This window comes from Methylobacterium sp. A54F, from assembly GCF_053346035.1.
In genome coordinates this window covers 30,908-56,017 of record NZ_JBKFBF010000008.1, presented here as the reverse complement: position 1 = coordinate 56,017, position 25,110 = coordinate 30,908, and the positions used below count along the sequence as shown (strand labels likewise).

Genomic DNA, 25,110 nt, shown 5'->3' with positions numbered 1-25,110 from the left:
GCGGCCGCGCGCCGCGAGGGAGGGACGCGGTGAGCCGGGCCGTGCGCGTGATGCTCGTGGAGGACAGCCTCGTGGTGCGCCAGCTCCTCGCCCACATCGTGGGGCGCGACAGCCGGCTGGAGCTGGTGGCGGCCGTCTCCTCGGGCGAGGAGGCCCTCTCGACGATCACCTCGACCCGGCCCGACGTGATCTCGATGGATATCCGGCTCCCGGGCATCGACGGGCTCGAGACGACGCGCCGGATCATGGCCGAGCAGCCGACGCCGATCGTCGTCGTGGCGGACGCCGTGGAGGATTCCTCCCTGCGCATCTCCATGAACGCGCTGCGCGCCGGCGCGCTCTCGGTGGTGGAGAAGCCCGTCTCGACGACCCATGCGAGCTACGAGGCGATCGCGGGCGAGATCTGCACCCAGCTGCGCATCATGGCGCAGGTCCCCGTCATCCGGCGCCGGCCCATCGGCACCGAATGGGCCGCGCGGGGAACCGACCCCGTCGCGACCTCGACCCCGCTGCCGGCGCCGTCCCTCGACCGCCCGACGGTGCTGGCGATGGCGGCCTCCACCGGCGGTCCGCCGGCGCTCGCCCGGGTGCTCGGGGGCCTGCCGGAGGACTTTCCGCTGCCGGTGCTCGTGGTGCAGCACATGGGAGCCGCCTTCATGGAAGGCTTCGCCTCCTGGTTGAACGGCGTCGTGCCGCTGCCCGTCTCCGTCGCCCGGGACGGCGAGCGGGCGGAGGCCGGCCGGGTCTACGTGGCGCCCGGAGACCGGCACCTCGAATACGCGCCGGGCGGCATCCTGCGCATCCTCGACAGCGCCCCGGTCGGCGGCCAGCGGCCGGCCGCGACCGTCCTGTTCCGATCCGTCGCGCGCCAGTCCGGGCCGCGGGGCATCGGCGTGCTGCTCACCGGCATGGGCGAGGACGGGGCGCTCGGCCTCCTCGACATGCGCCAGGCCGGCGCCGCGACGATCGCCGAGCACGAGAGCAGCGCGGTCGTCTACGGCATGCCCGCCGCGGCGGTGCGGCTCGCCGCCGCCCGCTCGGTGCTCCCGCTCGACCGCGTCGCGGGGCACATCCTGCGGAGCGTAGACCGAGCGCCCGAGCCGGGCCTGCCCGAATGAGCACGCCCCCGCCCCCCGCCGAGGTGCGGGCCCGGATCCTCCTCGTGGAGGATTCCGAGACCCAGGCCCTCGAACTGCGGCTGTTCCTGGAGGCCCAGGGCTTCGCGGTGGAGCGCTGCGCGACCGCCGAGGCCGCGCTCGATCACCTGAACACGACGCTGCCCGATCTCGTGGTGGCGGACTACCACCTGCCCGGGATGAACGGCGACGAGTTCACCCGCCAGCTGCGCCTCTCCCTGCGCACGCGGGGCCTGCCGGTCGTCATGCTGACGGGCGCGCGCGACAGCGAGCGCCAGGGCTTCGACAGCGGTGCCGACGCCTACGTGGAGAAATCCGCCGACCGCGATCTCCTGATCCTGCGCATCCGGGCGCTCCTGCGCGAGCGGAAGGCCGGGGTGGCCGGCGGTGCCGCGGAGGGGCCCGGAAGCGCAGCGTTCCGGCGCGGTCGCATCCTCCTCGTCGATGGCAGCGCCACCTACCGGACCTTCCTGTCGGGCCTGCTGACCCAGGAGGGCCACGCGGTCACGGCGGTCGACGGCGAGGCTCCGGCCCTCGCAGCCCTCGATGCCGAGGGCGCGGCCTTCGACTGCGTGGCCATCGACCTCCTCGCGACGGCCTATGACGGCCTGACGCTCTGCCGCGCCATCGACCAGCACCGGACCGCGGGCGAGGCCGGTCCCGTCTTCCAGCTCGTCGGCATGGCGGGCAGCACGCCCGCGAAGGACTTCCTGGTGAAGGCCTTCGCGGCCGGCGCCGACGACGTCGTCTCGAAGGCCGATGCCGAGGTGCTGGTGATGCGCGTCCGCAGCCTCGTGCGCCGCCGCCTCCTCGAAGAGGACGATCGCCGCATCGCGGGCGAGTTCGGCGCCCGCGAGCGCGCGGTGGAGCGGGCCCGCGCCGATGCCGAGGCGGCGGAATCCCGGGCTCGCCTGGCGGATGCCCTGGAGCGGGCGAACAGCGACCTCGCCACGGCGAACCGCAAGCTCACGGATGCGCAGGCGAAGCTCGTCCAGGCCGCCAAGATGGCCTCCCTCGGCGAGCTCGTTGCCGGCATCGCCCACGAGATCAACAACCCCCTGGCCTTCATCCTGGCGCACCAAGGCACCGTCGAGCGGCTCCTCGGCGAGCTGCCCCCGGCCGGCGACGAGCGCGCGCAGCGCTCGCTCGCCAAGGCCCGCGAGCGGATCGGGTCCATGCGGATGGGCATGACCCGGATCCAGGACCTCGTCCTGAACCTGCGGAAGTTCTCGCGCCTCGACGAGGGAGAGCGGTCCCGCGTCAACGTGCCGGAGGCGATCGATACGGTGCTGGCGCTCATCCAGCACCGGCTGGGCGGCCGCATCACCGTCGAGCGCGACCTCGCCGGACGCCCGGAGATCCACTGCACGCCGGCCCTCCTCAACCAGGTGGTGATGAACATCCTCGGCAACGCCGCCGACGCCATGCCGGAGGGCGGCACCATCCGGGTCGTCACCGAGGCGTTGCCGGACACCGATCTGATCCGGATCAGCGACACCGGCCCCGGAATCCCGGAGGCGCTGCGGGAGAAGATCTTCGAGCCGTTCTTCACGACGAAGCCCGTGGGCTCCGGCACGGGGCTGGGCTTGGCGATTGCCTACAGCGTCGTTCAGGCGCATAGCGGCTCGCTCACCGTGGAGACCGCGCCCGGGGGAGGTGCCTCCTTCGTGATCGGAATTCCGCGCCGGTCGGATTGAAGCTTGATCGGGATGCCGGAGGCTCCGCCGCGACCCCAGGGGCGGAGCGGCGACCTTCCAACCCGCTGGTGACGTTCAGGGCATGATCACGGGCATGAATGCAGGGCGCGGGACGATCCTCGCGGTCGACGACGAGCCGGACATCCTGGTTGCCCTCGAGGATCTGTTCGAGGACGATTACCGCATCGTCACGACGACGAAGCCGGCCGAGGCGCTCGAGATCCTGCGCCAGGACCCCGACATCGCCGTCATCCTGTCCGATCAGCGCATGCCAGGCATGACCGGCGACGCCCTGCTGGCCGAGGCGCGCGGCTTCCACGAGGCCCAGGCGATCCTGCTCACCGGCTACGCCGACATTACGGCCGTCATCGCCGCGCTCAACCGCGGCGGCATCATCGGCTACGTGACGAAGCCGTGGGATGCGACGCTCCTGCGCAGCACCCTGCGCAACGCCTTCGAGCGGCACCAGATGCGGCGCGATCTGGCGACCGAGCGGGCCCTCCTGCGCGGCCTCCTCGACCACGCGACGGACGCGATCTCGTTCAAGGATCCGGAGGGGCGCTTCGTGCGGCTGAACGCGCGCAAGGCCGCCCTCATGGGACGCGACCTCACGGAATGCCTCGGACGCACCGAGGCGGAGCTGCGGGACGCCGCGGAGCCCGGCGCGGCGGCCGATGCCGAGGCCCTGCGCTCCGGCGCCGTCACCGACCGGCTCACCGCGGAGGGGCCGATCGGCGCCGAGCGCTGGACCCACGTCATCCGCGTGCCGATCCGCGGGATCGGCGGTGCGATCGACCACCTCGCCACGATCGAGCGCGACGTGACCGAGCAGAAGAGCCTGGAAGCCCGGCTGCGTCAGTCGGACAAGATGCAGGCGCTCGGCACGCTCGCGGGCGGAATCGCGCACGACTTCAACAACCTGCTGACCGCGATCCTGGGCAGCCTCGAACTGGTGGGCCCGAAGGTCGAGGGGCAGCCGCGCGTCCAGCGCCTGATCGAGAACGCGACGGGCGCCGCACAGCGCGGCGCCTCGCTGACGAAGCGGCTCCTGAGCTTCAGCCGCTCACACGACCTGCGGGCCCGCCCCACCGACGTGAACGGCCTCATCGAGGGAATGGGCGAGCTGTTCGCCCGCAGCCTCGGCGGCCTCGTCACCGTGCGGACCGACCTCGCGCCGGAGCTGGCACCGACGCAGGTCGATCCCGATCAGCTCGAACTCGCGATTCTCAACCTCTGCATCAACGCCCGCGACGCGATGCCGGACGGCGGCGTCATCACCGTCGCCACCGCGCTCGAGACGGTGGCGCCGGACACCGTCCAGTCGGGCGACCTGGCGCCTGGCGACTACGTGCGCATCGCGGTCTCGGATACCGGCACGGGGATCGCGCCCGAGATCCTGCAGCGCGTCTGCGAGCCGTTCTTCACCACGAAGGCGGTGGGCCAGGGCACCGGCCTCGGCCTCGCGATGGTGTTCGGCCTCGCCCAGCAGTCGCAGGGACGCCTGCGCATCGAGAGTGCGCTCGGCGAGGGCACGCGCGTCGAGCTGCTGCTGCCGCGTGCGGAGGCCGTCGCGGTCGCCGAGCCCGATGCCGCCCTCGACCGGCCGACGGCGGTGCGCCCCGCCGACATCCTCGTCGTCGACGACGACCCCGAGGTCCGGCACGTCACGGCCTCCTTCCTGGCGAGCTTCGGCTACACGGAGACGGAGGCCTCCGACGGCACCGGCGCCCTCGCCCTCATCGAGCGCCGCGCCTTCGACCTCGTCGTCGCCGATCTCGCCATGCCGGGCATGACCGGCGTGGAGCTCGCCGCGGAGCTGCGCGCCCGCCGGCCCGGCTTGCCCATCCTGATCCTCACGGGCCACGCGGAGGCCGTGCAGATCCCGAGCGACGTCCCCGTGCTGACGAAGCCGTTCTCGTCCGCCGACCTCGCCACCCGTGTCGCTGCGCTCCTCGCGTCCGACGAGGATTGAGGGGCGTCCGCGGGGCCGTCCGCGAGCGCCGCGCAAAGAAAAAGGCGGCCCAGGGGCCGCCTCTCGTCCTTCCGAACCTGCGCGGCGATCAGGCCGCGGCGCTTTCGGTGCCCTGCACCGGGCCGGAATCCTTGCCGCGGGCGTCGACGTCGCGATCGACGAACTCGATCACCGCCATCGGGGCGTTGTCGCCGTAGCGGAAGCCGGCCTTCATGATCCGGCAATAGCCGCCCGGGCGCGCGTTGTAGCGCGGGCCGAGGACCGCGAAGAGCTTCTTCACCATCGCGTCGTCGCGGATCTGCGACATCGCGAGGCGACGGGCGTGGATGCTGTCGGTCTTGCCGAGGGTGATGAGCTTCTCGACGACCGGACGCAGGTCCTTGGCCTTCGGCAGCGTCGTGATGATCTGCTCGTGCTTGATCAGCGCGGCGGACATGTTGGCGAACATCGCCTTGCGATGCTCGGTGGTGCGGTTGAAGCGGCGACCGCGATAACCGTGACGCATGGTTGGCTCTCCTTATGATTGCGGCCGCCGTGCCACGGTACGGCCGTCCCTATGAGCGGACCCGGACTGCTCCGGGCCGCCGTGCTCTGCTCGACCGAGGTGCCTGCGGCGCCTCAGTAGTGCTCCTCGAAGCGCTTGGCGAGATCCTCGATGTTCTCCGGCGGCCAGCCGGGGACGTCCATGCCGAGGTGCAGGCCCATGCCGGCCAGCACTTCCTTGATCTCGTTGAGCGACTTGCGGCCGAAGTTCGGGGTGCGCAGCATCTCGCCCTCGGACTTCTGGATGAGGTCGCCGATGTAGACGATGTTGTCGTTCTTCAGGCAGTTCGCCGAGCGGACGGACAGCTCCAGCTCGTCCACCTTCTTGAGCAGCGCGGGGTTGAAGGGCAGCTGCGGCGCGAGCGGCGCGGCCTCCTCCTTGCGGGGCTCCTCGAAGTTCACGAACACCTGCAGCTGGTCCTGGATGATGCGCGCGGCGTAGGCCAGCGCATCCTCCGGCGAGACCGCGCCGTTGGTCTCGATCGTCATCGTCAGCTTGTCCTTGTCGAGATCCTGGCCCTCGCGGGTGGTCTCGACGCGGTAGCTGACCTTGGTCACGGGCGAGAACAGGGCATCGACTGGGATGAGGCCGATGGGCGCGTCCTCCGGACGGTTCCGCTCGGCCGGGACGTAGCCCTTGCCGGTGGCGACCGTGAACTCCATGCGGATCTCGGCGCCGTCATCGAGGGTGCAGATGACGAGGTCCGGGTTCAGGATCTGGATGTCGCCGACCGCGCCGATGTCGCCCGCCGTAACGAGGCCGGGGCCGGTCTTGCGCAGGGTCATGCGCTTCGGCTGGTCCGTCTGGGAGCGGATCGCGATCGTCTTGATGTTGAGGACGATGTCCGTGACGTCCTCGCGCACGCCCGGGATCGAGGAGAACTCGTGCAGCACGCCGTCGATCTGCACCGAGGTGACCGCCGCGCCCTGGAGCGAGGAGAGCAGCACCCGCCGCAGGGAGTTGCCCAGCGTCGTCCCGAAGCCGCGCTCCAGGGGCTCAGCCACGACGGTGGCGACGCGCTTCGGGTCGTCCCCGGTCGAAACCTGGAGCTTGTTCGGCTTGATGAGCTCTTGCCAGTTCTTCTGAATGACCACGATCCTACCTCTCGCCTCTCACGCGGATCCCGGGCCCGGGAACCGCGTTTCGGCCGGTCCGTGCGCAGCCCCCGTGCGCCGGACCGGTCCCGTATCGATTACTGTGCCGCGACCCAGAGCTCGGGCACGAAGCTGTAGCCGGCCCCGTCCCGCACGACGTAGCCGAGGGCCGGGAACTCCAAATGGTTGCCGGCGATGAAGGTGCGCTCGCCCGCCGCCATGTCGAGGACGCGCTTGCGCGTCGAGCGCGCCTGCTCCACGTCCACGTCGAAGGCCATGCCGGCCTCCGGCTGCTTGAACTGGATCGCCGGCAGATGCACCACGTCCGTCCAGCTGAAGAGGGACTTGTCCCCGGACGTGATGCGGAATCCCGTGTGTCCGGGCGTGTGTCCGGGCAGGTGCACCGCCTCGATGCCCGGCAGGACCTCCCCGCCGTCATGGATCCGCGTCCGGTCCGCGTAGGGCCCGACGGCCTTCTGCGCGTTCTCGAAGTAGGACCGCGCCTCCTCCGGCGCCCGCGACAGCGCATCCGCGCCGAGCCAGTGCGCCGCCTCGTCGGCGTGAAGCACGATCTCGGCGTTCGGGTAGCGCGCGGTGCCGGCCGCATCGATCAGGCCGCCGACGTGGTCGGGGTGGAGGTGCGAGACCAGGACGGTCCCGATCTCGTCCGGCGACACCCCGGTGAGGGCCAGGGCGTCCGGTACGCGGCCCAGCGTGTCGCCGCCGAAGCTGCCCATGCCGGTGTCGATCAGGACGGGCTTGCGGCCCGGGCCGGTGATCAGGAAGGCGTTGAGCGTGATCCGAGGAGCCTGGGACCGGAAGCCGGCAGCCTGGAGCTTGCCGGCCTCCTCCTTCGAGATGCCCGTGACGAGATCGAGGGACCCCTGCAGGTAGCCGTCGTTGAGCACGGTGACCGTGAGGTCGCCGAGGGGCCAACGCAGGGCGCCCGGAAGGGCCTTCGAACCGTCCGCCATGGGCGTCTCCGTTCCTTGCTCGTCCGTCCCGCCTCAGACGCGGCGGCGCTTGCGCGGCCGGCAGCCGTTGTGCGGGATCGAGGTGACGTCGCGGATCGAGGTCACCGTGAAGCCGGCGGCCTGGAGCGCCCGCAGGGCCGACTCGCGGCCCGAACCCGGCCCGGAGACCTCGACCTCGAGGGTGCGCATGCCGTGCTCGGACGCCTTGCGGCCGGCATCCTCGGCCGCGACCTGCGCGGCGTAGGGCGTCGACTTGCGCGAGCCCTTGAAGCCCATCGCGCCGGCGGACGACCACGAGATGGTGTTGCCCTGCGCGTCCGTGATGGTGATCATCGTGTTGTTGAACGACGCGTTCACGTGCGCGACGCCCGAGACGATGTTCTTCCGTTCGCGCCGGCGGACGCGGGTCGGTTCCTTGGCCATGCTCTCTTCTCTCGTCCTTCAATCACGCCCGTAACACCAGGCGCTCGGGATTTCTTTGAGTTCGACGGCCCGCCCTCGGGGTGGCCGTCGGAGGTGTGCGGGGTCCCGGAGGGGACACCTCGCACGATGGACGGGCGACCGGGCGCGAGCCTGGGCCGCCGGCGCCCGAACCTTACTTCTTCTTGCCGGCGATCGGCTTCGCCTTGCCCTTGCGGGTGCGGGCGTTGGTGTGGGTGCGCTGGCCGCGGACCGGGAGCTGCTTGCGGTGACGCAGGCCGCGATAGCAGCCGAGATCCATCAGGCGCTTGATGTTCATCGAGACTTCGCGGCGCAGATCGCCCTCTACCACGTAGTCGCGGTCGATCGCCTCGCGGATCTGGAGCACCTCGGCGTCGGTAAGCTGGTTCACGCGGCGCTCCGCCGGGATGCCGACCTTGCCGGTGATCTCCCCGGCCTTCTTGGGGCCGATGCCGTGGATGTACTGGAGCGCGATGACGACGCGCTTGCCGGTCGGGATGTTGACGCCTGCGATACGGGCCAAGGAACTTCTCCATGAGGCGCCGGGCTCGTGCCGGGCCGGTGTGGCTTGTCTCGACGCGCGTCCGGTGGAGGCCGGCCCCTGCGCGCCCGTTCAACGACAAATCGGCCCGCGGCCGCTCCTCATGGAGCACCTCGGACCAATTCCCGTATGGACGAAGACCGGCCTGCTAGCGCGGGCGGGTCACCCTGTCAACCCTGCGGGGTCAGGTGGCGGCGGCTGCCTCGTGCGGCGCGAGGACCGTCATCACCGCGTCCGTCACGGCATCGATCGGCATCATGCCGTCGATCGTCTGCAGGAGGCCGGTCTTCTCGTAATAGGCGGAGAGCGGAGCGGTTTGGCGCCGGTAGGCGTCGAGCCGGGTCTTGAAGACCTCGGGGGTGTCATCCTTGCGCACGGGCAGGCCGCGGGCCGCGGTCTCCTCTGCGCGCCGGGCGATGCGGCCGAGGAGGGCCTCCTCGTCCACCCTGAACTCGACGACGGTCGAGAGGGCGAGGCCCTTCTCGTCGAGCATCCGGTCGAGGGCCGCGGCCTGCTCGACGGTGCGCGGAAACCCGTCCAGGATGAAGCCCCGGCGGGCGTCCGGCTCCTCGATGCGGTCCGCCACGATGCCGACGACGACCGCGTCCGGGACGAGGCCGCCGCTCTCCATGATCGCCTTCGCCTCCAGCCCGACCGGCGTACCGGCCGCGACGGCCGCGCGCAGCATGTCGCCCGTGGAGAGCTGGGGGATGCCGAACCGCTCCACGATCCGCTCGGATTGCGTTCCCTTGCCGGCCCCGGGTGGTCCGAGCAGGATGATCCGCATGGCGCTTGCTCCCTCGTCCGACCCGCTTTCCCGGGCTTCATTGGCGTCCGGCGGCACCCCAGCGGCGCCGCCCTCGCGGCCCTTCTAGCCGTTTCTCGCGTCGGTGCGAGACGGAGAAAAGGCCGAGGCGTTGGAAACCGTCTGGAATGTCGCCCGGCTCAGCGGCGGCGCTGGGTCGTGGAGGCGCCGCGCAGCTTCGCCTTCTTCACGAGCCCCTCGTACTGATGAGCCATCAGGTGTCCGTGGATCTGGGCGACCGTGTCCATCGTGACGGACACCACGATGAGCAGCGACGTGCCGCCGAACCCGAGGCTCGCCGAGGCGTAGGAGGCCAGGATCTCCGGCACCAGGCAGACGAAGGTGAGGTAGAGCGCGCCGATCAGGGTGATGCGGGTCAGCACCTTGTCGATGAAGGCCGCGGTGCGCTCGCCGGGACGGATGCCCGGGATGAAGCCGCCATGCTTCTTCAGGTTGTCGGCCGTCTCCTGCGGGTTGAACACCACCGCCGTGTAGAAGAAGGCGAAGAAGATGATCAGCGCGGCGTAGAGCGCCATGTAGAGCGGCCGGCCGTGGCCCAGGTAGGTCGTGATCGTCGCCAGCACGCCGGTGCCGCCCTGGTTCGCCGAGAAGCTCGCCACGGTGGCGGGCAGCAGCAGCAGCGAGGAGGCGAAGATCGGCGGGATGACGCCCGAGGTGTTGAGCTTGAGCGGCAGGAACGAGGTCTGGCCCTCGTACATGCGGTTGCCGACCTGGCGCTTGGGGTAGTTGATCAGGAGCCGGCGCTGGGCGCGCTCCATGAACACGATGAAGTAGACCAGCGCCACAGCCGCGACGCCCACGCCGAGGATGACCGCCGACGAGAGCGCGCCGGTGCGGCTGAGCTCCAGGGCGCCGACGATCGCCACCGGCAGGTGGGCGACGATGCCCGCGAAGATGATCAGCGAGGAGCCGTTGCCGATGCCCCGCGAGGTGATCTGCTCGCCAATCCACATCAGGAACAGCGTGCCGCCCGTGAGCGTGATGACGGTGGAGAGCAGGAAGAACGGCCCGGGATCGATCGCCGCGCTGGAGGATTGCAGGCCGACTGCGATGCCCCAGGACTGGACCAGCGCCAGCACCACCGTGAGGTAGCGCGTGTACTGGTTGATAACCTTGCGGCCGGACTCGCCCTCCTTCTTCAGCGTCTCGAGGCTCGGGATCACCGAGGTCAGGAGCTGGATGATGATCGAGGCCGAGATATAGGGCATGATGTTGAGCGCGAAGATCGCCATGCGCTCCACCGCCCCGCCCGAGAACATGTTGAACAGCCCGAGCACGCCGCCCGCCTGCTGCTGGAAGTTCCGGGCGAACTGCTCCGGGTCGATGCCGGGGATCGGGATGTAGGTCCCGAGGCGGAACACCACGAGCGCACCGAGGGTGAACCAGATGCGCTTCTTCAGCTCATCGGCCTTGGCGATCGCCCCGAAGTTGAGGTTGGCGGCAAGCTGCTCGGCGGCTGAGGCCATGGCCGGTATCCTGAAGGTGGGCTTCGCCGGGCGGCACGGGGCGCGCACCGGGACCAGAAACGAGAGCGGCGGCCGCGCGAGGTCGCACGGGCCGCCGCTCGATGCTCCGACTTAAGGGCTGCGGGGAGCCGGTGCAACCGGCTCCCGAACCCGGCAGCCTCAGGCCGAGGCCGTGGCGGTGCCGCGCGTCGCGACGCCCGCGGCGTAGGCCACGGTCACCGTGCCGCCGGCCTTCTCGACCGCCTCGACCGCCGACTTCGACGCGCGGGTCACCTCGAAGCTGAGCTTCGTGGTGAGCTCGCCGACGCCGAGCAGCTTCACGCCGTCGCGGGCGCGGCTGATGATGCCGGCCTCAACGAGGGCGTCGACCGTGACGGTGGCGGCCTTGTCGAGCTTGCCCGCATCCACCGCGGCCTGCACCCGGCCGAGGTTCACCTCGTTCAGGTCGGCGGCGTGGATGTTGTTGAAGCCGCGCTTCGGCAGGCGACGATGCAGCGGCATCTGACCGCCCTCGAAGCCCTTGATGGACACGCCGGTCCGGGCCTTCTGGCCCTTCACGCCGCGCCCGGCGGTCTTGCCCTTGCCGGAGCCGATGCCCCGGCCGACGCGCATCCGGTTCTTGGTGGCGCCTTCGTTCTCACGGATTTCGTTGAGCTTCATGGTGCCCTCCTCAAGCCGCGCCGTCGATGACGCGCACGAGGTGCTGCACCTTGCGGATCATGCCGCGGACGGAGGGCGTATCCTCCAGCTCGGCGACCCGGTGCAGCTTGTTGAGCTTGAGGCCGACCAGCGTCGCGCGCTGGGAGGCCTCGCGGCGGATCGGCGAGCCGATCTGCTCGACGCGGAGAGTCTTGGTAGCCATTCCACCCTCCCCTTACGCGACCGCGGCTTCGGACTGGTCGGCCGGATCGGCATCGCGGCGGCGCGCCTGAAGCGCGGACACCTTGAGGCCGCGGCGGGCCGCCACGGAGCGCGGGCTGTCCTCGTTCTTGAGCGCCTCGAAGGTGGCGCGCACGAGGTTGTAGGGGTTCGAGGACCCGAGCGACTTCGCGACGACGTCCTGCATGCCGAGCGTCTCGAAGACGGCACGCATGGGGCCGCCCGCGATGATGCCGGTGCCCTGCGGGGCAGCGCGGAGGATCACCTTGCCGGCGCCGTGGCGGCCGTTGACGTCGTGGTGCAGGGTGCGGCCCTCGCGCAGCGACACGCGGATGAGCCCGCGCTTGGCGGCCTCGGTCGCCTTGCGGATGGCCTCCGGGACCTCGCGGGCCTTGCCGTGGCCGAAGCCGACGCGGCCCTTCTGGTCACCGACGACGACGAGGGCGGCGAAGCCGAAGCGCCGGCCGCCCTTCACCACCTTGGCGACGCGGTTGATGTGGACGAGCTTGTCCACGAACTCGCTGTCGCGCTCCTCGCGGTCGTCGCGGCGGCCGCGGCCACCGCCTTCACGTTCACGTGCCATGTATCCTGATCCGTCTCACTGACGCGGGCGGCGGGCCCGCTCGCTTGATGATGTGACGGCCCGCCTCGCGCGGGCCCCGGGAGGGCGCGGACGCCCTCCCCCGCCGAGCCTCAGAATTCGAGTCCGCCCTCGCGGGCCGCCTCGGCGAGCGCCTTGACGCGCCCGTGGTAGAGATAGCCGGAGCGGTCGAAGATGACCTTGGTGACGCCGGCGGCCTTGGCGCGCTCGGCGACGAGCTTGCCGACCGCGGTGGCGGCGGCGACGTCGGCGCCGGTCTTCAGGCTGCCCTTGAGGTCCTTCTCCAGGGTCGAGGCCGAGGCGAGGGTCTTGCCCTGCGCGTCGTCGATGACCTGAACGTAGATCTGCTTGGACGACCGGAACACCGACAGGCGGGGACGCCCGTTGGCGGCCGCGCGCAGGGCGCGACGGACGCGCGCCTTGCGGCGATCGAGGGCTTCGAGCTTGCGAGACATGATGCCCTCCTTACTTCTTCTTGCCTTCCTTGCGGAAGATGAACTCGCCGGCGTAGCGCACGCCCTTGCCCTTGTAGGGCTCGGGACCGCGATAGTCGCGGATCTCGGCGGCCACCTGGCCGACGCGCTGGCGATCGATGCCGGTGACGACGATCTCCGTCGGCTTCGGCGTCGCGATGGTGATGCCGGCCGGGATCTCGTACTCGATGTCGTGGCTGTAGCCGAGCGACAGCTTGAGGGCCTTGCCGGCCATGGCGGCGCGGTAGCCGACGCCGGTGATCTCGAGCTTCTTCTCGAAGCCCTTCGACACGCCCTCGACGAGGTTCGCGACCTGCGCCCGCGAGGTGCCCCACAGGGAGCGCGCCTGCTTCGACTGGTCCTTCGGCTGCACCGAGACGGCGCCGTCCTTCAGCTCGACGTTCACCAGGGTGGGAACCACGAACTGCAGCTCGCCCTTCGAGCCCCTCATCTTCACGGTCTGACCGGTCACGGTCGCCGTCACGCCGGACGGGACGGTGACGGGCTTCTTGCCTACGCGAGACATCTGCCTTCCTCCTCTCGTCCGATCAGAACACCTGGCAGAGCACTTCACCGCCGACGTTGCGCTCGCGCGCCTCGTGGTCGGCCATGACGCCCTGCGGGGTGGATACGATGGTGACGCCGAGACCGTCGGCGACGCGCGGCAGCTCGCCGACCGACGAGTAGACCCGGCGGCCGGGCTTCGACACGCGCTGGATCGAGCGGATGACCGGACGGCCGTCGTAGTACTTCAGCTCGATCGCGAACTCGGTGCGCCCGTTGCCGAGCTCCGTGGTCGCGTAGTCGCGGATGTAGCCCTCGGACTTCAGGACGTCGAGGACGCTGGCGCGCAGGCGCGAGCCGGGCGTCTGCACGACGTTGCGGCGGCGCTGCTGGCCGTTGCGGATACGGGTGAGCATGTCACCCACGGGATCGTTGACCATGGATGCGCCTCCTTACCAGCTCGACTTGACGAGACCCGGGATCAGGCCCCGGTTCCCGAGCTCACGCAGCGCCACGCGCGAGATGCCCATCTTGCGATAGAAGGCACGCGGGCGGCCGGTGATCTCGCAGCGGTTGCGGATGCGCGTGGCCGACGAGTTGCGAGGAAGTTCCGCGAGCTTGAGGCGCGCCTCGAAGCGCTCCTCCATGTCGAGGGACTCGTTGTTCGCCACCGCGAGCAGGGCGTTGCGCTTCTCGGCGAAGCGCTTCACCAGCGCCCGGCGGTGGTTGTTCTTCTCGACTGAGCTTTTCTTTGCCATGTGTGCTCTCTCCAGTGTCCGCGTCTAAGGTCCGGGGACCTTACTGCCGGAACGGGAACTTGAAGGCGGCCAGCAGGGCGCGGGCCTCCTCGTCGGTCTTGGCCGAGGTCTGGACCACGATGTCCATGCCCCACATCTGCTCGGCCTTGTCGTAGGAGATCTCCGGGAACACGAGGTGCTCCTTGAGACCGAGCGCGTAGTTGCCGCGCCCGTCGAACGACTTCGGGTTCAGGCCGCGGAAGTCGCGCACGCGCGGCAGCGCAATGGTGATCAGCCGGTCCATGAACTCGTACATGCGCTGCTTGCGCAGCGTCACCTTGCAGCCGATCGGCATGCCCTCGCGGACCTTGAAGGTCGCGATGGCCTTGCGGGCCCGGGTGATCACGGGCTTCTGGCCGGCGATCAGCGCGAGGTCGCCCGCGGCGACCGTGGCCTTCTTGGAGTCCGCGGTGGACTCGCCGACGCCCATATTGATGACGATCTTCTCGATCTGCGGCACCTGCATGGGGTTCTTGTAGCCGAACTGCTCGATGAGCTGCTGGCGAACCACCTCGTCGTAGTGCTTGCGCAGGCGCGGAGCGTACGCGTCCTTATTTGCCTCAGCCATCGATCAGATCCCCCGAGCGCTTGGCGAACCGAACCTTGCGGCCGTCCTCGAGAATACGGAAACCAACGCGCGTCGCCTTGCCGTCCTTGGGATCGGCCACCGCGATGTTGGACAGGTGAATGGCGGCCTCCTTGGAGATGATGCCGCCCTCCTGGTTCTGCGTCTGCTTCTGGTGACGCTTGACCAGGTTGATGCCGCGCACCAGGGCCTTCTCGTCCTTGGGCAGCACCTGGATGACCTCGCCGGAGCGACCCGCGTCGCGGCCGGTGAGAACGACGACCGTGTCGCCCTTCTTGATCTTGGCAGCCATCACAGCACCTCCGGGGCGAGCGAGATGATCTTCATGTGATTGCGTGCGCGGAGCTCGCGCGGCACGGGCCCGAAGATGCGGGTGCCGATCGGCTCCTTCTGATTGTTGATCAGGACGGCGGCGTTCTTGTCGAAGCGGATCACCGAGCCGTCGGGGCGCTTCACTTCCTTGGCGGTGCGCACGACGACCGCCTTCATGACGTCGCCCTTCTTCACGCGGCCGCGCGGGATCGCCTCCTTGACGGAGACGACGATGACGTCGCCGACGCCGGCATACTTGCGCTTCGACCCGCCGAGGACCTTGATGCACATCACGCGACGCGCACCAGAATTGTCGGCGACGTCCAGATTCGTCTGCATCTGGATCACGGGAGTGACCTTTCCTTGTTTCAGGCGGGTTTCCGCACGCGGGCGGTATTGCCCGGCGGACGACGCCTGATGGGGATCTGATGTCCCCGGCTCATATGAACGACCGCGCTAGCGGCGCTGGAGAGCGCCGGCGCGGTCACCGCAATCGAAGGAGGACGCGCGGCGTCCCCGCAGATCTGTCGCGAAGGCCGGTCGGTTACACCGAACGGCCGCCCCGCGCAAGGGGTTGACGGGCGCCGATCAGGCGCCCGCGGCCTCGGCCACCGCAGCCTCGCCCTCGATGAGCTTCCAGGTCTTGGTCTTCGAGTAGGGGCGCGACTCCTCGATGAACACCGTCTGCCCGACCTTGGCCGCGTTGGCCTCGTCGTGCGCGTGGTAGTTCTTGGAGCGGCGGACGGTCTTCTTCATCACCGGGTGGGTGAAGCGGCGCTCCACCTTCACGACGATCGTCTTCTCGCCCTTGTCGCTGACGACGACGCCTTGCAGGACGCGCTTCGGCATGGGTTTCTCCTTCAGGCCTGCGCCGACGCGAGCGTCTTCTGACGCTGCAGCGTGCGGACGCGGGCGATGTCGCGGCGGACCTCGCGCACGCGGGCAACGTTCTCGAGCTGGCCGGTGGCCCCCTGGAAGCGCAGGTTGAACTGCTCCTTCTTCAGGTTGAGCAGCTCGTCGCTCAGCTGATCCGCGGACAGGGCCTTCAGATCAGACAGTCTCTGGGATGACTTCATGATCTCCCTCCTCAGTCTGCGATGCGGGCGACGACGCGGGTGCGCACGGGGAGCTTCGCGGCGCCCAGGCGCAGGGCCTGGCGGGCGATGTCCTCGGCGACGCCGTCGACCTCGAACATGATGCGGCCGGGATGGACGCGGGCCGCCCAGTAATCCGGCGCGCCCTTGCCGGAGCCCATGCGGACCTCGGTGGGCTTCGACGAGACCGGCACGTCCGGGAACACCCGGATCCACACGCGGCCCTGGCGCTTCATCTCGCGCGTGATCGCGCGGCGGGCCGCCTCGATCTGCCGCGCGGTGACCCGCTCCGGCTCGACGGCCTTCAGGCCGAACTGACCGAAGTTCAACTCGAAGCCGCCCTTGGCCGCACCGTGGATGCGGCCCTTGAACTGCTTACGGAACTTCGTCTTCTTGGGTTGCAGCATGGCAGCCTCTCAACTCTCTCTCGCGGCCAGCGGTCACGCGTTGGCGTGATCGCGGCGACCGCGCTCGCGACCGCCGTCACCGTCGCGCTCGCGACGGCCGCCGGACCGGCCACCCTCTTCCTGCGCGCGCTTGTCCTGGGCCATCGGGTCGTGCTCGAGGATCTCGCCCTTGAACACCCACACCTTGATGCCGCAGGTGCCGTAGGTCGTGAACGCCGTGGCGGTCCCGTAATCCACGTCCGCCCGCAGGGTATGCAGGGGCACGCGGCCCTCGCGGTACCACTCGGTGCGGGCGATCTCGGCGCCGCCGAGGCGACCCGAGCAGGTGATGCGGATGCCCTCGGCGCCGAGGCGCATGGCCGACTGCACCGCCCGCTTCATGGCGCGACGAAAGGCGACGCGACGCTCGAGCTGCTGAGCGATCGAGTCGGCGACGAGGGTCGCGTCGATCTCGGGCTTGCGCACCTCGACGATGTTGATGGTCACGTCGGCCTTGGTCATGGTGTTGACCAGCTTGCGCAGCTTCTCGATGTCCGCGCCCTTCTTGCCGATCACCACGCCCGGACGGCCCGAGTGGATGGTGACGCGGCACTTCCGGTGCGGGCGCTCGATGACGATCTTGGAGACCGCGGCCTGCTTCAGCTGCTTCATGAGCGCGGCGCGGATCGCCACGTCCTCGTGCATCAGCTTGGCGTACTCGCCCTTGTTGGCGAACCAGCGGGAGTCCCAGGTCCGGTTGATGCCGAGCCGGAGACCGATCGGGTTGACTTTCTGACCCATCAGATCCTCCTCAGGCCGCTTCGGCCCGGACTTCGCGAACCACGATGGTGAGGTTCGAGAAGGGCTTCAGGATGCGCGCGCCGCGGCCGCGGGCGCGGGCGTGGAAGCGCTTCAGGACGAGCGCCTTGCCGACGAAGGCCTGGCTGACGACGAGGTCGTCCACGTCGAGGTCGTGGTTGTTCTCGGCGTTGGCGATCGCGCTCTCGAGGCACTTCTTGACCTCGCGGGCGATCCGCTTGCGGGAGAACTCGAGGTCGGCCAGCGCGCTGTCGACCTTCTTGCCACGGATCAGCGCCGCGACGAGATTGAGCTTCTGGGGGCTGACGCGGAGCATCCGCGCGACCGCCTTGGCCTCGTTCTCGGGGAGCGCGCGGGGGTGAGCCTGCTTGCCCATATCAGCGCCTCTTCGCCTTCTTGTCGGCCGCGTGACCGTGGAAGGTGCGGGTCGGCGAGAACTCGCCGAACTTGTGGCCGACCATTTCCTCGGAGACGTAGACCGGGATGTGCTTCTGTCCGTTGTGCACACCGAAGGTGAGCCCGACGAACTGCGGCAGGATCGTGGAGCGGCGGCTCCAGATCTTGATGACTTCGTTGCGGCTGGATCCGCGCGCGGTGTCAGCCTTCTTGAGGAGGTAGCCGTCGACGAACGGCCCCTTCCAGAGGGAGCGTGCCATGATGGTTACTTCTTGCGGTTGTGGCGGCTGGACAGGATGAAGACGTCGGTCCGCTTGTTCGAGCGGGTCTTCTTCCCCTTGGTCGGGACGCCCCACGGCGTCACCGGGTTACGGCCGCCCGAGGTGCGTCCCTCGCCGCCGCCGTGCGGATGGTCGACCGGGTTCATGGCCACGCCGCGGTTGTGCGGGCGCTTGCCGAGCCAGCGGTTGCGACCGGCCTTGCCGAGCGAGATGTTCATGTGGTCCGGGTTCGACACCGCACCGACGCTCGCGAAGCACTGGCCGTGCACGAGGCGCTGCTCGCCGGAGTTCAAGCGCAGCGTCACGTAGCCCTGGTCGCGGCCGACGATCTGGGCGTAGTTGCCCGCGGACCGCGCGATCGCGCCGCCCTTGCCGATCTTCAGCTCGACGTTGTGGACGATGGTGCCGACCGGCATGTTGCCGATCGGGCCTGCATTGCCCGGCTTGATGTCGACGGTCTCGCCGGCCACCACCTTGTCGCCCGGCTGCAGGCGCTGCGGCGCGAGGATGTAGCTCTGCTTGCCGTCCGGGTAGGCGATGAGCGCGATGAACGCGGTGCGGTTCGGATCGTACTCGATCCGCTCCACGTTCGCGGCCACGCCCAGGTTCTCGCGGCGCTTGAAGTCCACGTTGCGCAGGACGCGCTTGTGGCCGCCGCCGCGGAAGCGGACGGTGATGCGACCGAGGTTGTTGCGGCCGCCCGAGGACGTCTTGCCCTCGGTGAGCGCCTTAACCGGCTTGCCCTTGTAGAGCTCACGGCGGTCGACCAGCACGAGCTGGCGCAGGCTCGGCGTGACCGGTTTGAATGTCTTCAAGGCCATCGGCTTGTATCCCTACCCGGTCTTGTCTCAGAGGCCGGTCGTGACGTCGATCGTGTGACCCTCGGCGAGGGTAACGATCGCCTTCTTCACGTCCGAACGCTGTCCGCGGAGTCCGCGGAAGATCTTCTTCTTGCCCTTGGTCACGAGGGTGTTCACCGCCGTGACCTTGACGTCGAACAGCTTCTCGACCGCTTCCTTGATCTGCGGCTTGGTGGCCTTCGGGGCGACCCGGAAGACGACCTTGTTCTGCTCGGTGAGGTTCGTCGCCTTCTCGGTGATCACCGGGGAGACGATGATGTCGTAGTGGCGTGGATCGAGGCTCATTTGAAACGCTCCTCCAGCGCATCGATGGCGGCGCGCGTCAGCACGAGCGTGTCGCGGCGCAGGATGTCGTAGACGTTGATGCCCTGCACGGGCAGGACGTCGATCTGCGGGATGTTGCGGGCGGCGCGACCGAAGTTCACGTCGACCTCCGCCCCGCCGATGATCAGCGCGCTCGACAGGCCGAGCTTGCCGAAGCGCTCCACGAGGCCCTTGGTCTTGTGGTCGTCGACCCGGATGTCGTCCACGACGATCAGGGTCGATGCCTTGGCCTTGGCCGAGAGGGCGTGCTTCAGGGCGAGCGCCCGCACCTTCTTGGGCAGGTCGTGCCCGTGGTCGCGGACCACCGGACCGAAGGCCCGGCCGCCGCCGCGGAACTGCGGCGCCGAGGCCGCGCCGTGGCGGGCGTTGCCGGTGCCCTTCTGCTTGTAGAGCTTCTTGCGGGTGCGGTTCACGTCCGAGCGGTTCTGCACGGCGTGGGTCCCGGCGCGGCGCTTGGCGAGCTGATAGCGCACCATGCGCTGCAGCAGGTCGGCGCGGGGCTCGAGGCCGAAGATCGCCTCGTTGAGCTCGACCGAGCCGGCGCCCTGGCCGTCAAGGGTGGTGATATCGAGCTTCATCACGCGGTCTCCTCGGTGGAGGCAGCCTCGGGAGCCGGAGCCTGGGACGCGGCGGAGCCGGTCTCACGGAACTTGCCCGGCAGCGGAACGTCGGCGGGGAGCTTGCGCTTCACCGCGTCGCGGATCTGGATCCAGCCGCCGGCGACGCCCGGAACCGCACCCTCGACGAGGATGAGGCCGCGCTCCGGATCGGTGCGAACGACGCGCAGGTTCTGGGTCGTGACCCGCTCGACGCCGAGGTGTCCCGGCATCTTCTTGTTCTTGAAGGTCTTGCCCGGATCCTGGCGACCGCCGGTCGAACCGATCGAGCGGTGCGAGATCGAGACGCCGTGGGTGGCGCGCAGGCCCCCGAAGTTCCAGCGCTTGATGCCGCCCGCGAAGCCCTTACCCGTGGTAGTGCCCGTGATGTCCACGAACTGGCCCGGGATGAAGTGGTCCGCGGTGATCTCGGCGCCGACCGGGATCAGCGAGTCCTCGGACACGCGGAACTCGGCGAGCTTGCGCTTCGGCTCGACCTTGGCGACCGCGAAGCGGCCGCGCTCGGCGGCGGACACGTTCTTGACCTTGGCCTTGCCGACGCCGACCTGCAGCGCGACGTAGCCGTTCTTCTCGACGGTGCGGTGGGCAACCACCTGGCATTGATCGATCTTGAGCACGGTGACGGGGACATGCTCGCCCGCTTCCGTGAAGACGCGGGTCATGCCGACCTTCTGTGCGATGACGCCTGAGCGCATAGGTGTCTCCCTCGCGCGATGATACGGTAAGCTCTAAGCCTCAGCGGCTCAGAGCTTGATCTCCACGTCCACGCCAGCGGCGAGGTCGAGCTTCATCAGCGCGTCCACGGTCTGGGGGGTCGGATCGACGATATCGAGGACGCGCTTGTGGGTGCGCATCTCGAACTGCTCGCGCGACTTCTTGTCGATGTGCGGCGAGCGGTTGACGGTGAAGCGCTCGATATGGGTCGGCAGCGGGATCGGGCCCCGGATCTGAGCACCCGTGCGCTTGGCAGTGGAGACGATCTCGCGGGTCGACGCATCGAGGATGCGATGATCGAACGCCTTGAGGCGGATGCGGATGTTCTGACCGTTCATGACCTGTTGCCTTCAGCAGGACGACGCGGGGGCGGGCACGAGGGCCTGCCCCCGATCGATCCCTGTCGGACGTTTGCGGTGTTGCTTACTCGACGATGGCTGCGACGACGCCAGCTCCGACGGTGCGTCCGCCCTCGCGGATGGCGAAGCGCAGCTTCTCCTCCATGGCGACCGGCACGATCAGGGCGACGTCCATGGTGACGTTGTCGCCCGGCATCACCATCTCGGTGCCCTCCGGCAGCGTGCACACGCCCGTCACGTCGGTGGTGCGGAAGTAGAACTGCGGCCGGTAGTTGGTGAAGAACGGCGTGTGGCGACCGCCCTCCTCCTTGGTCAGGATGTAGGCCTCGGCCTTGAACTTAGTGTGCGGCTTCACCGAGCCCGGCTTGCACACCACCTGGCCCCGCTCCACGTCTTCGCGCTTCGTGCCGCGCAGCAGGACGCCCACGTTGTCGCCAGCCTGGCCCTGGTCGAGCAGCTTGCGGAACATCTCCACGCCCGTCACCGTCGTCGTCGTGGTCGCCCGGATCCCGACGATCTCCACCGTCTCGCCGACCTTCACGATGCCGCGCTCCACGCGACCCGTCACCACCGTGCCGCGCCCCGAGATCGAGAACACGTCCTCGATCGGCATCAGGAACGGCAGGTCGATCGGACGCTCCGGCTGCGGGATGTACTCGTCCACCGTCGCCATCAGCGCCAGCACCGCCTCGCGGCCGATCTTCGGCTCCTTGTCCTCGAGCGCCATCAGGGCCGAGCCCTTGGTGATCGGGATGTCGTCACCGGGGAAGTCGTACTTCGAGAGAAGCTCGCGCACCTCGAGCTCGACCAGCTCCAGGAGCTCCTCGTCGTCGACCATGTCGACCTTGTTGAGGAACACCACCAGCGCCGGCACGCCCACCTGGCGGGCCAGCAGGATGTGCTCGCGCGTCTGCGGCATCGGGCCGTCGGCGGCCGAGACCACCAGGATCGCCCCGTCCATCTGCGCCGCACCCGTGATCATGTTCTTCACGTAGTCGGCGTGGCCGGGGCAGTCCACGTGCGCGTAGTGGCGGTTCTGCGTCTCGTACTCCACGTGCGCCGTCGAGATGGTGATCCCGCGCGCCTTCTCCTCCGGCGCCTTGTCGATCTGGTCGTAGGCCGTGAACGTCGCGCCACCCGACTCCGCCAGCACCTTCGTGATCGCCGCCGTCAGCGACGTCTTGCCGTGGTCGACGTGGCCGATCGTCCCAATGTTGCAGTGCGGCTTCGTGCGCGAAAACTTCTCTTTGGCCATGGTAGCCTCCGTCAGCGTGGGGTTTCGCGCGGGTGGCCTGCGTTCAGGCCGCTCCGCGCGGAGGATGCGTGTGAGGGTCGTGCCTCAGGCGTACTTCGCGATGACCTTGTCGGCCTCGCCGCGCGGCACTTCCTCGTAGTGGTCGAACTGCATCGTGAAGTTCGCGCGCCCCTGGGACATCGAGCGCAGGTTGTTCACGTAGCCGAACATGTTGGCGAGCGGCACCATCGCGTTGATGACGTTCGCGTTGCCGCGCATGTCCTGGCCCTGGATCTGCCCGCGGCGGGAATTGAGGTCGCCGATGACCGAACCCGTGTAGTCCTCGGGGGAGACGACCTCGACCTTCATGACCGGCTCGAGGAGCACCGAGCCGCCCTTCTGGAGGGCTTCGCGGAGCGCCGCACGGGACGCGATCTCGAAGGCGAGGGCCGAGGAGTCGACGTCGTGGTAGGCGCCGTCGATGAGCTCGACCTTGATGTCGACCACCGGGAAGCCCGCCAGGATGCCCGCGCCGAGGACCGAGTTGAGGCCCTTCTCGACGCCGGGGATGTACTCCTTCGGCACCGCGCCGCCGACGATCTTCGACTCGAACTCGAAGCCCTTGCCGGGCTCGTTCGGCTCGACCACGAACTTCACGCGGGCGAACTGGCCGGTACCGCCGGTCTGCTTCTTGTGCGTGTAGTCGATCTCGGTGCGGCGGGTGAGCTTCTCGCGGTAGGCAACCTGCGGCTGGCCGATATTCGCGTCGACCTTGTAGGTGCGGCGCAGGATGTCGACCTTGATGTCGAGGTGCAGCTCGCCCATCCCGCGAAGGATGGTCTGGCCCGACTCCTGGTCCGTGGAGACCCGGAAGGACGGATCCTCGGCGGCGAGCTTCGAGAGCGCGATGCCGAGCTTCTCCTGGTCTGCCTTGGACTTCGGCTCGACGGCGATCTCGATCACCGGCTCGGGGAATTCCATGCGCTCGAGGATCACGGCCTTCTGCGGATCGCAGAGGGTGTCGCCCGTGCGGGTGTCCTTGAGGCCGGCCAGCGCGACGATGTCGCCCGCGAAGGCTTCCTTGATGTCCTCGCGGTTGTTGGCGTGCATGAGGAGCATCCGCCCCACCCGCTCCTTCTTGTCGCGGGTCGAGTTGATGACGTTGGCCCCCGACTCGACCTTGCCGGAGTAGACGCGGCAGAAGGTGATCGTGCCGACGTGGGGATCGTCCATGATCTTGAAGGCGAGCATGGAGAAGGGATCCGAGTCGGTCGGGTGGCGGACCACCTCCTCTTCGGTCTTGAAGTCGATGCCTTCGACGTCGCCGCGATCGGCGGGCGAGGGCAGGTAGTCCACGACGGCGTCGAGGAGGGGCTGCACGCCCTTGTTCTTGAAGGCCGAGCCGCAGAGCACCGGGTGGAAGGCGCGCAGCTGCACGGCGCGGCGGACGAGGCGGTGCATCGTCTCCACGTCCGGCTCGGTGCCGTCGAGGTAGGCGGCCATGGCGTCATCGTCGAGCTCGACGCAGGCCTCGATCAGCTTCGTGCGGTACTCGACGGCCTGGTCCTGCAGGTCGGCCGGGATCTCCTCCTCGGAGAAGTTCGCACCGAGAGCCTCACCCGACCAGACGATCGCCTTCATCTTGATGAGGTCGATGACGCCCTGGAAGCTCGACTCGGCGCCGATCGGCAGCTGCAGGCAGACGGGCTTGCCGGCGACGCGGTCGATGATGTCGGCGACGCACTTGAAGAAGTCGGCGCCGATCTTGTCCATCTTGTTGACGAACACGACGCGCGGCACGTCGTACTTGTCGGCCTGGCGCCACACGGTCTCGGTCTGGGGCTCGACGCCCTGGTTGCCATCGAGCACGCACACGGCGCCGTCGAGCACGCGCAGGCTGCGCTCCACCTCGATGGTGAAGTCGACGTGGCCGGGGGTATCGATGATGTTCAGGCGCTTCTCGCGCCAGAAGCACGTCGTCGCGGCCGACGTGATCGTGATGCCCCGCTCCTGCTCCTGCTCCATCCAGTCCATCGTGGCGGCGCCCTCATGGACCTCGCCGATCTTATGGGACTTGCCGGTGTAGTAGAGGATCCGCTCGGTCGTCGTGGTCTTGCCGGCATCGATGTGGGCCATGATGCCGAAGTTGCGGTAGTCCTCGATCGCGTGCGTGCGGGGCATCGGGGTAACTCCGAAGATGGGTTGGGCCGCTGGTTACCAGCGGTAGTGCGAGAAGGCGCGGTTGGCCTCGGCCATCCGGTGCGTGTCTTCCCGCTTCTTCACGGCGTTGCCGCGGTTGTTGGCGGCGTCGAGGAGCTCGGCGGAGAGCCGCTCGACCATGGTGCGGTCGTTGCGCGAGCGCGCGGCCTGGATCAGCCAGCGGATCGCCAGGGCCTGGCGGCGCTCGGTGCGGACCTCGACCGGGACCTGGTAGGTCGCGCCGCCGACGCGGCGGGAGCGGACCTCGATCGCCGGGGCGACGTTGTCGAGGGCGGCGCGGAACACCTCGATCGGGTTGGCGCGGGCGCGGCTCTCGACAAGGTCGAAGGCGCCGTACACGATCCGCTCGGCGGTCGACTTCTTGCCCTCGTACATGATCGAATTCATGAACTTGGTGAGGACGATGTCGCCGTACTTGGCGTCGGGGATGATCTCACGCTTCTCGGCACTGTGGCGGCGGGACATGCGCGCGCTCCGTCGAATCTTGGTCTGTCATCAAACCACCCCGCGCAGGCCGCCTTGAGCTCCATGGAAGCCGGCGACATCCTTGCGGGGTGCGCGAAAGTCTTACTTCGGGCGCTTGGCGCCGTACTTGGAGCGGCGCTGCTTGCGGTTCTTGACGCCCTGCGTGTCGAGCACGCCGCGCAGGATGTGGTAGCGCACGCCCGGAAGGTCCTTCACGCGGCCGCCGCGGATCATCACCACGGAGTGCTCCTGAAGGTTGTGGCCCTCGCCCGGGATGTAGCCGATCACCTCGAAGCCGTTGGTGAGGCGGACCTTGGCGACCTTGCGGAGCGCCGAGTTCGGCTTCTTCGGGGTCGTGGTGTAGACGCGGGTGCAGACGCCGCGCTTCTGCGGGCAGGCATCGAGGGCCGGCACCTTGTTGCGGGCCTTTTGCGCCTTACGCGGCTGGGCGATCAGCTGGTTGATCGTCGGCATTCTCTGCCCTCTTCCTCAGGCCCG

35 protein-coding genes are annotated in these 25,110 nt (G+C 69.0%); 3 read left to right on the top strand and 32 right to left on the bottom strand.

Annotation, left to right across the window (positions count from 1 at the left end; genetic code table 11):
• Window positions 1-50: 50 nt before the first annotated feature.
• The 3 genes from cheB to ACLBXP_RS14490 all read left to right on the top strand — a co-directional run bounded on the left by cheB (window position 51) and on the right by ACLBXP_RS14490 (window position 4,805).
• The gene (cheB, locus tag ACLBXP_RS14500; RefSeq protein WP_447668636.1) at window positions 51-1,118 is read left to right on the top strand and encodes a chemotaxis-specific protein-glutamate methyltransferase CheB; all 1,068 of its coding nucleotides are present in this window, start codon (window positions 51-53) and stop codon (window positions 1,116-1,118) included.
• Window positions 1,115-2,833 carry a response regulator gene (locus ACLBXP_RS14495; RefSeq protein WP_447668428.1) on the top strand — a complete coding sequence of 573 codons (1,719 nt, stop codon included), beginning with the start codon at window positions 1,115-1,117 and terminating at the stop codon, window positions 2,831-2,833. The genes cheB and ACLBXP_RS14495 overlap by 4 nt, the downstream gene beginning before the upstream one ends.
• 94 nt (window positions 2,834-2,927) lie before the next feature.
• A complete protein-coding gene (locus ACLBXP_RS14490) occupies window positions 2,928-4,805 on the top strand; it encodes a response regulator (RefSeq protein WP_447668427.1) in 1,878 nt (625 codons plus the stop codon).
• Between the two features lie 88 nt (window positions 4,806-4,893).
• On the opposite strand, the gene rplQ is transcribed toward ACLBXP_RS14490, so the two are convergent.
• The 32 genes from rplQ to rpsL form a co-directional block, all read right to left on the bottom strand.
• On the bottom strand, window positions 4,894-5,310 hold the full coding sequence (rplQ, locus tag ACLBXP_RS14485) for a 50S ribosomal protein L17 (protein WP_447668426.1): 417 nt from the start codon (window positions 5,308-5,310) through the stop codon (window positions 4,894-4,896).
• A 113-nt stretch (window positions 5,311-5,423) separates the two neighbouring features.
• Window positions 5,424-6,443, bottom strand: a complete 1,020-nt coding sequence (locus ACLBXP_RS14480) for a DNA-directed RNA polymerase subunit alpha (protein WP_447668425.1) — start codon at window positions 6,441-6,443, stop codon at window positions 5,424-5,426.
• A gap of 98 nt (window positions 6,444-6,541) precedes the next feature.
• Window positions 6,542-7,417 carry an MBL fold metallo-hydrolase gene (locus ACLBXP_RS14475; RefSeq protein WP_447668424.1) on the bottom strand — a complete coding sequence of 292 codons (876 nt, stop codon included), beginning with the start codon at window positions 7,415-7,417 and terminating at the stop codon, window positions 6,542-6,544.
• Window positions 7,418-7,450: 33 nt separating this feature from the next.
• On the bottom strand, window positions 7,451-7,840 hold the full coding sequence (rpsK, locus tag ACLBXP_RS14470; RefSeq protein ID WP_183437615.1) for a 30S ribosomal protein S11: 390 nt from the start codon (window positions 7,838-7,840) through the stop codon (window positions 7,451-7,453).
• A gap of 172 nt (window positions 7,841-8,012) precedes the next feature.
• Entirely contained in the window at window positions 8,013-8,381 is a 369-nt protein-coding gene (gene rpsM, locus ACLBXP_RS14465) for a 30S ribosomal protein S13 (protein WP_447668423.1), read from the bottom strand.
• Between the two features lie 202 nt (window positions 8,382-8,583).
• Window positions 8,584-9,186: an adenylate kinase gene (locus tag ACLBXP_RS14460; RefSeq protein WP_447668422.1), complete on the bottom strand. Its 603-nt coding sequence runs from the start codon at window positions 9,184-9,186 to the stop codon at window positions 8,584-8,586.
• A gap of 158 nt (window positions 9,187-9,344) precedes the next feature.
• Complete coding sequence (gene secY, locus ACLBXP_RS14455) at window positions 9,345-10,691, bottom strand: preprotein translocase subunit SecY (protein ID WP_447668421.1); 1,347 nt, start codon at window positions 10,689-10,691, stop codon at window positions 9,345-9,347.
• A 159-nt stretch (window positions 10,692-10,850) separates the two neighbouring features.
• On the bottom strand, window positions 10,851-11,351 hold the full coding sequence (gene rplO, locus ACLBXP_RS14450; protein WP_447668420.1) for a 50S ribosomal protein L15: 501 nt from the start codon (window positions 11,349-11,351) through the stop codon (window positions 10,851-10,853).
• Between the two features lie 10 nt (window positions 11,352-11,361).
• Window positions 11,362-11,553 (bottom strand): 50S ribosomal protein L30, encoded by a 192-nt coding sequence (rpmD, locus tag ACLBXP_RS14445; RefSeq protein WP_447668419.1) that lies wholly within the window; start codon window positions 11,551-11,553, stop codon window positions 11,362-11,364.
• A 12-nt stretch (window positions 11,554-11,565) separates the two neighbouring features.
• Entirely contained in the window at window positions 11,566-12,153 is a 588-nt protein-coding gene (gene rpsE / locus ACLBXP_RS14440; protein ID WP_447668418.1) for a 30S ribosomal protein S5, read from the bottom strand.
• A gap of 110 nt (window positions 12,154-12,263) precedes the next feature.
• A complete protein-coding gene (gene rplR / locus ACLBXP_RS14435; RefSeq protein WP_447668417.1) occupies window positions 12,264-12,626 on the bottom strand; it encodes a 50S ribosomal protein L18 in 363 nt (120 codons plus the stop codon).
• Between the two features lie 10 nt (window positions 12,627-12,636).
• Window positions 12,637-13,170 carry a 50S ribosomal protein L6 gene (gene rplF, locus ACLBXP_RS14430; RefSeq protein ID WP_447668416.1) on the bottom strand — a complete coding sequence of 178 codons (534 nt, stop codon included), beginning with the start codon at window positions 13,168-13,170 and terminating at the stop codon, window positions 12,637-12,639.
• A 22-nt stretch (window positions 13,171-13,192) separates the two neighbouring features.
• Window positions 13,193-13,588 (bottom strand): 30S ribosomal protein S8, encoded by a 396-nt coding sequence (rpsH, locus tag ACLBXP_RS14425; RefSeq protein WP_447668415.1) that lies wholly within the window; start codon window positions 13,586-13,588, stop codon window positions 13,193-13,195.
• A 12-nt stretch (window positions 13,589-13,600) separates the two neighbouring features.
• Complete coding sequence (rpsN, locus tag ACLBXP_RS14420; RefSeq protein ID WP_447668414.1) at window positions 13,601-13,906, bottom strand: 30S ribosomal protein S14; 306 nt, start codon at window positions 13,904-13,906, stop codon at window positions 13,601-13,603.
• A 40-nt stretch (window positions 13,907-13,946) separates the two neighbouring features.
• On the bottom strand, window positions 13,947-14,513 hold the full coding sequence (rplE, locus tag ACLBXP_RS14415) for a 50S ribosomal protein L5 (RefSeq protein ID WP_447668413.1): 567 nt from the start codon (window positions 14,511-14,513) through the stop codon (window positions 13,947-13,949).
• A complete protein-coding gene (rplX, locus tag ACLBXP_RS14410) occupies window positions 14,506-14,823 on the bottom strand; it encodes a 50S ribosomal protein L24 (protein WP_447668412.1) in 318 nt (105 codons plus the stop codon). The genes rplE and rplX overlap by 8 nt, the downstream gene beginning before the upstream one ends.
• Complete coding sequence (gene rplN / locus ACLBXP_RS14405) at window positions 14,823-15,191, bottom strand: 50S ribosomal protein L14 (RefSeq protein WP_447668411.1); 369 nt, start codon at window positions 15,189-15,191, stop codon at window positions 14,823-14,825. The genes rplX and rplN overlap by 1 nt, the downstream gene beginning before the upstream one ends.
• 240 nt (window positions 15,192-15,431) lie before the next feature.
• Window positions 15,432-15,692 (bottom strand): 30S ribosomal protein S17, encoded by a 261-nt coding sequence (rpsQ, locus tag ACLBXP_RS14400; protein ID WP_447668410.1) that lies wholly within the window; start codon window positions 15,690-15,692, stop codon window positions 15,432-15,434.
• Window positions 15,693-15,703: 11 nt separating this feature from the next.
• Window positions 15,704-15,919 carry a 50S ribosomal protein L29 gene (rpmC, locus tag ACLBXP_RS14395; protein ID WP_447668409.1) on the bottom strand — a complete coding sequence of 72 codons (216 nt, stop codon included), beginning with the start codon at window positions 15,917-15,919 and terminating at the stop codon, window positions 15,704-15,706.
• 11 nt (window positions 15,920-15,930) lie between these two features.
• Entirely contained in the window at window positions 15,931-16,344 is a 414-nt protein-coding gene (rplP, locus tag ACLBXP_RS14390; RefSeq protein WP_447668408.1) for a 50S ribosomal protein L16, read from the bottom strand.
• A 33-nt stretch (window positions 16,345-16,377) separates the two neighbouring features.
• On the bottom strand, window positions 16,378-17,124 hold the full coding sequence (gene rpsC / locus ACLBXP_RS14385; RefSeq protein ID WP_447668407.1) for a 30S ribosomal protein S3: 747 nt from the start codon (window positions 17,122-17,124) through the stop codon (window positions 16,378-16,380).
• Between the two features lie 10 nt (window positions 17,125-17,134).
• Window positions 17,135-17,518, bottom strand: coding sequence for a 50S ribosomal protein L22 (gene rplV, locus ACLBXP_RS14380; protein ID WP_447668406.1), 384 nt, complete (start codon window positions 17,516-17,518; stop codon window positions 17,135-17,137).
• Between the two features lies 1 nt (window position 17,519).
• Complete coding sequence (gene rpsS, locus ACLBXP_RS14375; protein ID WP_150965287.1) at window positions 17,520-17,798, bottom strand: 30S ribosomal protein S19; 279 nt, start codon at window positions 17,796-17,798, stop codon at window positions 17,520-17,522.
• 5 nt (window positions 17,799-17,803) lie between these two features.
• Window positions 17,804-18,640 (bottom strand): 50S ribosomal protein L2, encoded by an 837-nt coding sequence (rplB, locus tag ACLBXP_RS14370; protein ID WP_447668405.1) that lies wholly within the window; start codon window positions 18,638-18,640, stop codon window positions 17,804-17,806.
• Window positions 18,641-18,667: 27 nt separating this feature from the next.
• Window positions 18,668-18,964, bottom strand: coding sequence for a 50S ribosomal protein L23 (locus tag ACLBXP_RS14365; protein WP_447668404.1), 297 nt, complete (start codon window positions 18,962-18,964; stop codon window positions 18,668-18,670).
• Window positions 18,961-19,581: a 50S ribosomal protein L4 gene (gene rplD, locus ACLBXP_RS14360; protein WP_447668403.1), complete on the bottom strand. Its 621-nt coding sequence runs from the start codon at window positions 19,579-19,581 to the stop codon at window positions 18,961-18,963. Before rplD ends, ACLBXP_RS14365 begins: the two co-directional genes overlap by 4 nt.
• On the bottom strand, window positions 19,581-20,315 hold the full coding sequence (gene rplC, locus ACLBXP_RS14355; protein ID WP_447668402.1) for a 50S ribosomal protein L3: 735 nt from the start codon (window positions 20,313-20,315) through the stop codon (window positions 19,581-19,583). Before rplC ends, rplD begins: the two co-directional genes overlap by 1 nt.
• 48 nt (window positions 20,316-20,363) lie before the next feature.
• The gene (gene rpsJ / locus ACLBXP_RS14350) at window positions 20,364-20,672 is read right to left on the bottom strand and encodes a 30S ribosomal protein S10 (RefSeq protein WP_066927377.1); all 309 of its coding nucleotides are present in this window, start codon (window positions 20,670-20,672) and stop codon (window positions 20,364-20,366) included.
• 85 nt (window positions 20,673-20,757) lie between these two features.
• Window positions 20,758-21,948, bottom strand: a complete 1,191-nt coding sequence (tuf, locus tag ACLBXP_RS14345) for an elongation factor Tu (protein WP_447668389.1) — start codon at window positions 21,946-21,948, stop codon at window positions 20,758-20,760.
• A gap of 84 nt (window positions 21,949-22,032) precedes the next feature.
• Window positions 22,033-24,108 (bottom strand): elongation factor G, encoded by a 2,076-nt coding sequence (fusA, locus tag ACLBXP_RS14340; RefSeq protein ID WP_447668401.1) that lies wholly within the window; start codon window positions 24,106-24,108, stop codon window positions 22,033-22,035.
• 33 nt (window positions 24,109-24,141) lie between these two features.
• The gene (gene rpsG / locus ACLBXP_RS14335; protein ID WP_447668400.1) at window positions 24,142-24,612 is read right to left on the bottom strand and encodes a 30S ribosomal protein S7; all 471 of its coding nucleotides are present in this window, start codon (window positions 24,610-24,612) and stop codon (window positions 24,142-24,144) included.
• A 102-nt stretch (window positions 24,613-24,714) separates the two neighbouring features.
• Window positions 24,715-25,086 (bottom strand): 30S ribosomal protein S12, encoded by a 372-nt coding sequence (gene rpsL / locus ACLBXP_RS14330; RefSeq protein ID WP_109895591.1) that lies wholly within the window; start codon window positions 25,084-25,086, stop codon window positions 24,715-24,717.
• Between the last annotated feature and the right edge of the window lie 24 nt (window positions 25,087-25,110).

What these genes read in the sequence shown, in the direction of transcription:
- rpsG (WP_447668400.1), bottom strand. Translation starts at nt 24,612, where the DNA reads ATGTCCCGCCGCCACAGTGCCGAGAAGCGTGAGATCATCCCCGACGCC.
- fusA (WP_447668401.1), bottom strand. Translation starts at nt 24,108, where the DNA reads ATGCCCCGCACGCACGCGATCGAGGACTACCGCAACTTCGGCATCATG.
- rplD (WP_447668403.1), bottom strand. Translation starts at nt 19,581, where the DNA reads ATGAAGCTCGATATCACCACCCTTGACGGCCAGGGCGCCGGCTCGGTC.
- tuf (WP_447668389.1), bottom strand. Translation starts at nt 21,948, where the DNA reads ATGGCCAAAGAGAAGTTTTCGCGCACGAAGCCGCACTGCAACATTGGG.
- rpsC (WP_447668407.1), bottom strand. Translation starts at nt 17,124, where the DNA reads ATGGGTCAGAAAGTCAACCCGATCGGTCTCCGGCTCGGCATCAACCGG.
- rplC (WP_447668402.1), bottom strand. Translation starts at nt 20,315, where the DNA reads ATGCGCTCAGGCGTCATCGCACAGAAGGTCGGCATGACCCGCGTCTTC.
- rplR (WP_447668417.1), bottom strand. Translation starts at nt 12,626, where the DNA reads ATGTCTCGCAAGCTCGAAGCCCTCGATCGCCGCAAGGCGCGCGTCCGT.
- rpsH (WP_447668415.1), bottom strand. Translation starts at nt 13,588, where the DNA reads ATGGTCAACGATCCCGTGGGTGACATGCTCACCCGTATCCGCAACGGC.
- rpsN (WP_447668414.1), bottom strand. Translation starts at nt 13,906, where the DNA reads ATGGCAAAGAAAAGCTCAGTCGAGAAGAACAACCACCGCCGGGCGCTG.
- rplQ (WP_447668426.1), bottom strand. Translation starts at nt 5,310, where the DNA reads ATGCGTCACGGTTATCGCGGTCGCCGCTTCAACCGCACCACCGAGCAT.
- cheB (WP_447668636.1), top strand. Translation starts at nt 51, where the DNA reads ATGCTCGTGGAGGACAGCCTCGTGGTGCGCCAGCTCCTCGCCCACATC.
- secY (WP_447668421.1), bottom strand. Translation starts at nt 10,691, where the DNA reads ATGGCCTCAGCCGCCGAGCAGCTTGCCGCCAACCTCAACTTCGGGGCG.
- rpsS (WP_150965287.1), bottom strand. Translation starts at nt 17,798, where the DNA reads ATGGCACGCTCCCTCTGGAAGGGGCCGTTCGTCGACGGCTACCTCCTC.
- rplF (WP_447668416.1), bottom strand. Translation starts at nt 13,170, where the DNA reads ATGTCTCGCGTAGGCAAGAAGCCCGTCACCGTCCCGTCCGGCGTGACG.
- rpsL (WP_109895591.1), bottom strand. Translation starts at nt 25,086, where the DNA reads ATGCCGACGATCAACCAGCTGATCGCCCAGCCGCGTAAGGCGCAAAAG.
- ACLBXP_RS14460 (WP_447668422.1), bottom strand. Translation starts at nt 9,186, where the DNA reads ATGCGGATCATCCTGCTCGGACCACCCGGGGCCGGCAAGGGAACGCAA.
- rplX (WP_447668412.1), bottom strand. Translation starts at nt 14,823, where the DNA reads ATGGCTGCCAAGATCAAGAAGGGCGACACGGTCGTCGTTCTCACCGGC.
- rpsQ (WP_447668410.1), bottom strand. Translation starts at nt 15,692, where the DNA reads ATGCCGAAGCGCGTCCTGCAAGGCGTCGTCGTCAGCGACAAGGGCGAG.
- ACLBXP_RS14475 (WP_447668424.1), bottom strand. Translation starts at nt 7,417, where the DNA reads ATGGCGGACGGTTCGAAGGCCCTTCCGGGCGCCCTGCGTTGGCCCCTC.
- rpmC (WP_447668409.1), bottom strand. Translation starts at nt 15,919, where the DNA reads ATGAAGTCATCCCAGAGACTGTCTGATCTGAAGGCCCTGTCCGCGGAT.
- rplO (WP_447668420.1), bottom strand. Translation starts at nt 11,351, where the DNA reads ATGAAGCTCAACGAAATCCGTGAGAACGAAGGCGCCACCAAGAACCGG.
- ACLBXP_RS14365 (WP_447668404.1), bottom strand. Translation starts at nt 18,964, where the DNA reads ATGAGCCTCGATCCACGCCACTACGACATCATCGTCTCCCCGGTGATC.
- rpsK (WP_183437615.1), bottom strand. Translation starts at nt 7,840, where the DNA reads ATGGCCAAGGAACCGACCCGCGTCCGCCGGCGCGAACGGAAGAACATC.
- ACLBXP_RS14495 (WP_447668428.1), top strand. Translation starts at nt 1,115, where the DNA reads ATGAGCACGCCCCCGCCCCCCGCCGAGGTGCGGGCCCGGATCCTCCTC.
- rplB (WP_447668405.1), bottom strand. Translation starts at nt 18,640, where the DNA reads ATGGCCTTGAAGACATTCAAACCGGTCACGCCGAGCCTGCGCCAGCTC.
- ACLBXP_RS14490 (WP_447668427.1), top strand. Translation starts at nt 2,928, where the DNA reads ATGAATGCAGGGCGCGGGACGATCCTCGCGGTCGACGACGAGCCGGAC.
- rplP (WP_447668408.1), bottom strand. Translation starts at nt 16,344, where the DNA reads ATGCTGCAACCCAAGAAGACGAAGTTCCGTAAGCAGTTCAAGGGCCGC.
- rplE (WP_447668413.1), bottom strand. Translation starts at nt 14,513, where the DNA reads ATGGCTGAGGCAAATAAGGACGCGTACGCTCCGCGCCTGCGCAAGCAC.
- rplV (WP_447668406.1), bottom strand. Translation starts at nt 17,518, where the DNA reads ATGGGCAAGCAGGCTCACCCCCGCGCGCTCCCCGAGAACGAGGCCAAG.
- rpmD (WP_447668419.1), bottom strand. Translation starts at nt 11,553, where the DNA reads ATGGCTACCAAGACTCTCCGCGTCGAGCAGATCGGCTCGCCGATCCGC.
- rpsE (WP_447668418.1), bottom strand. Translation starts at nt 12,153, where the DNA reads ATGGCACGTGAACGTGAAGGCGGTGGCCGCGGCCGCCGCGACGACCGC.
- rpsJ (WP_066927377.1), bottom strand. Translation starts at nt 20,672, where the DNA reads ATGAACGGTCAGAACATCCGCATCCGCCTCAAGGCGTTCGATCATCGC.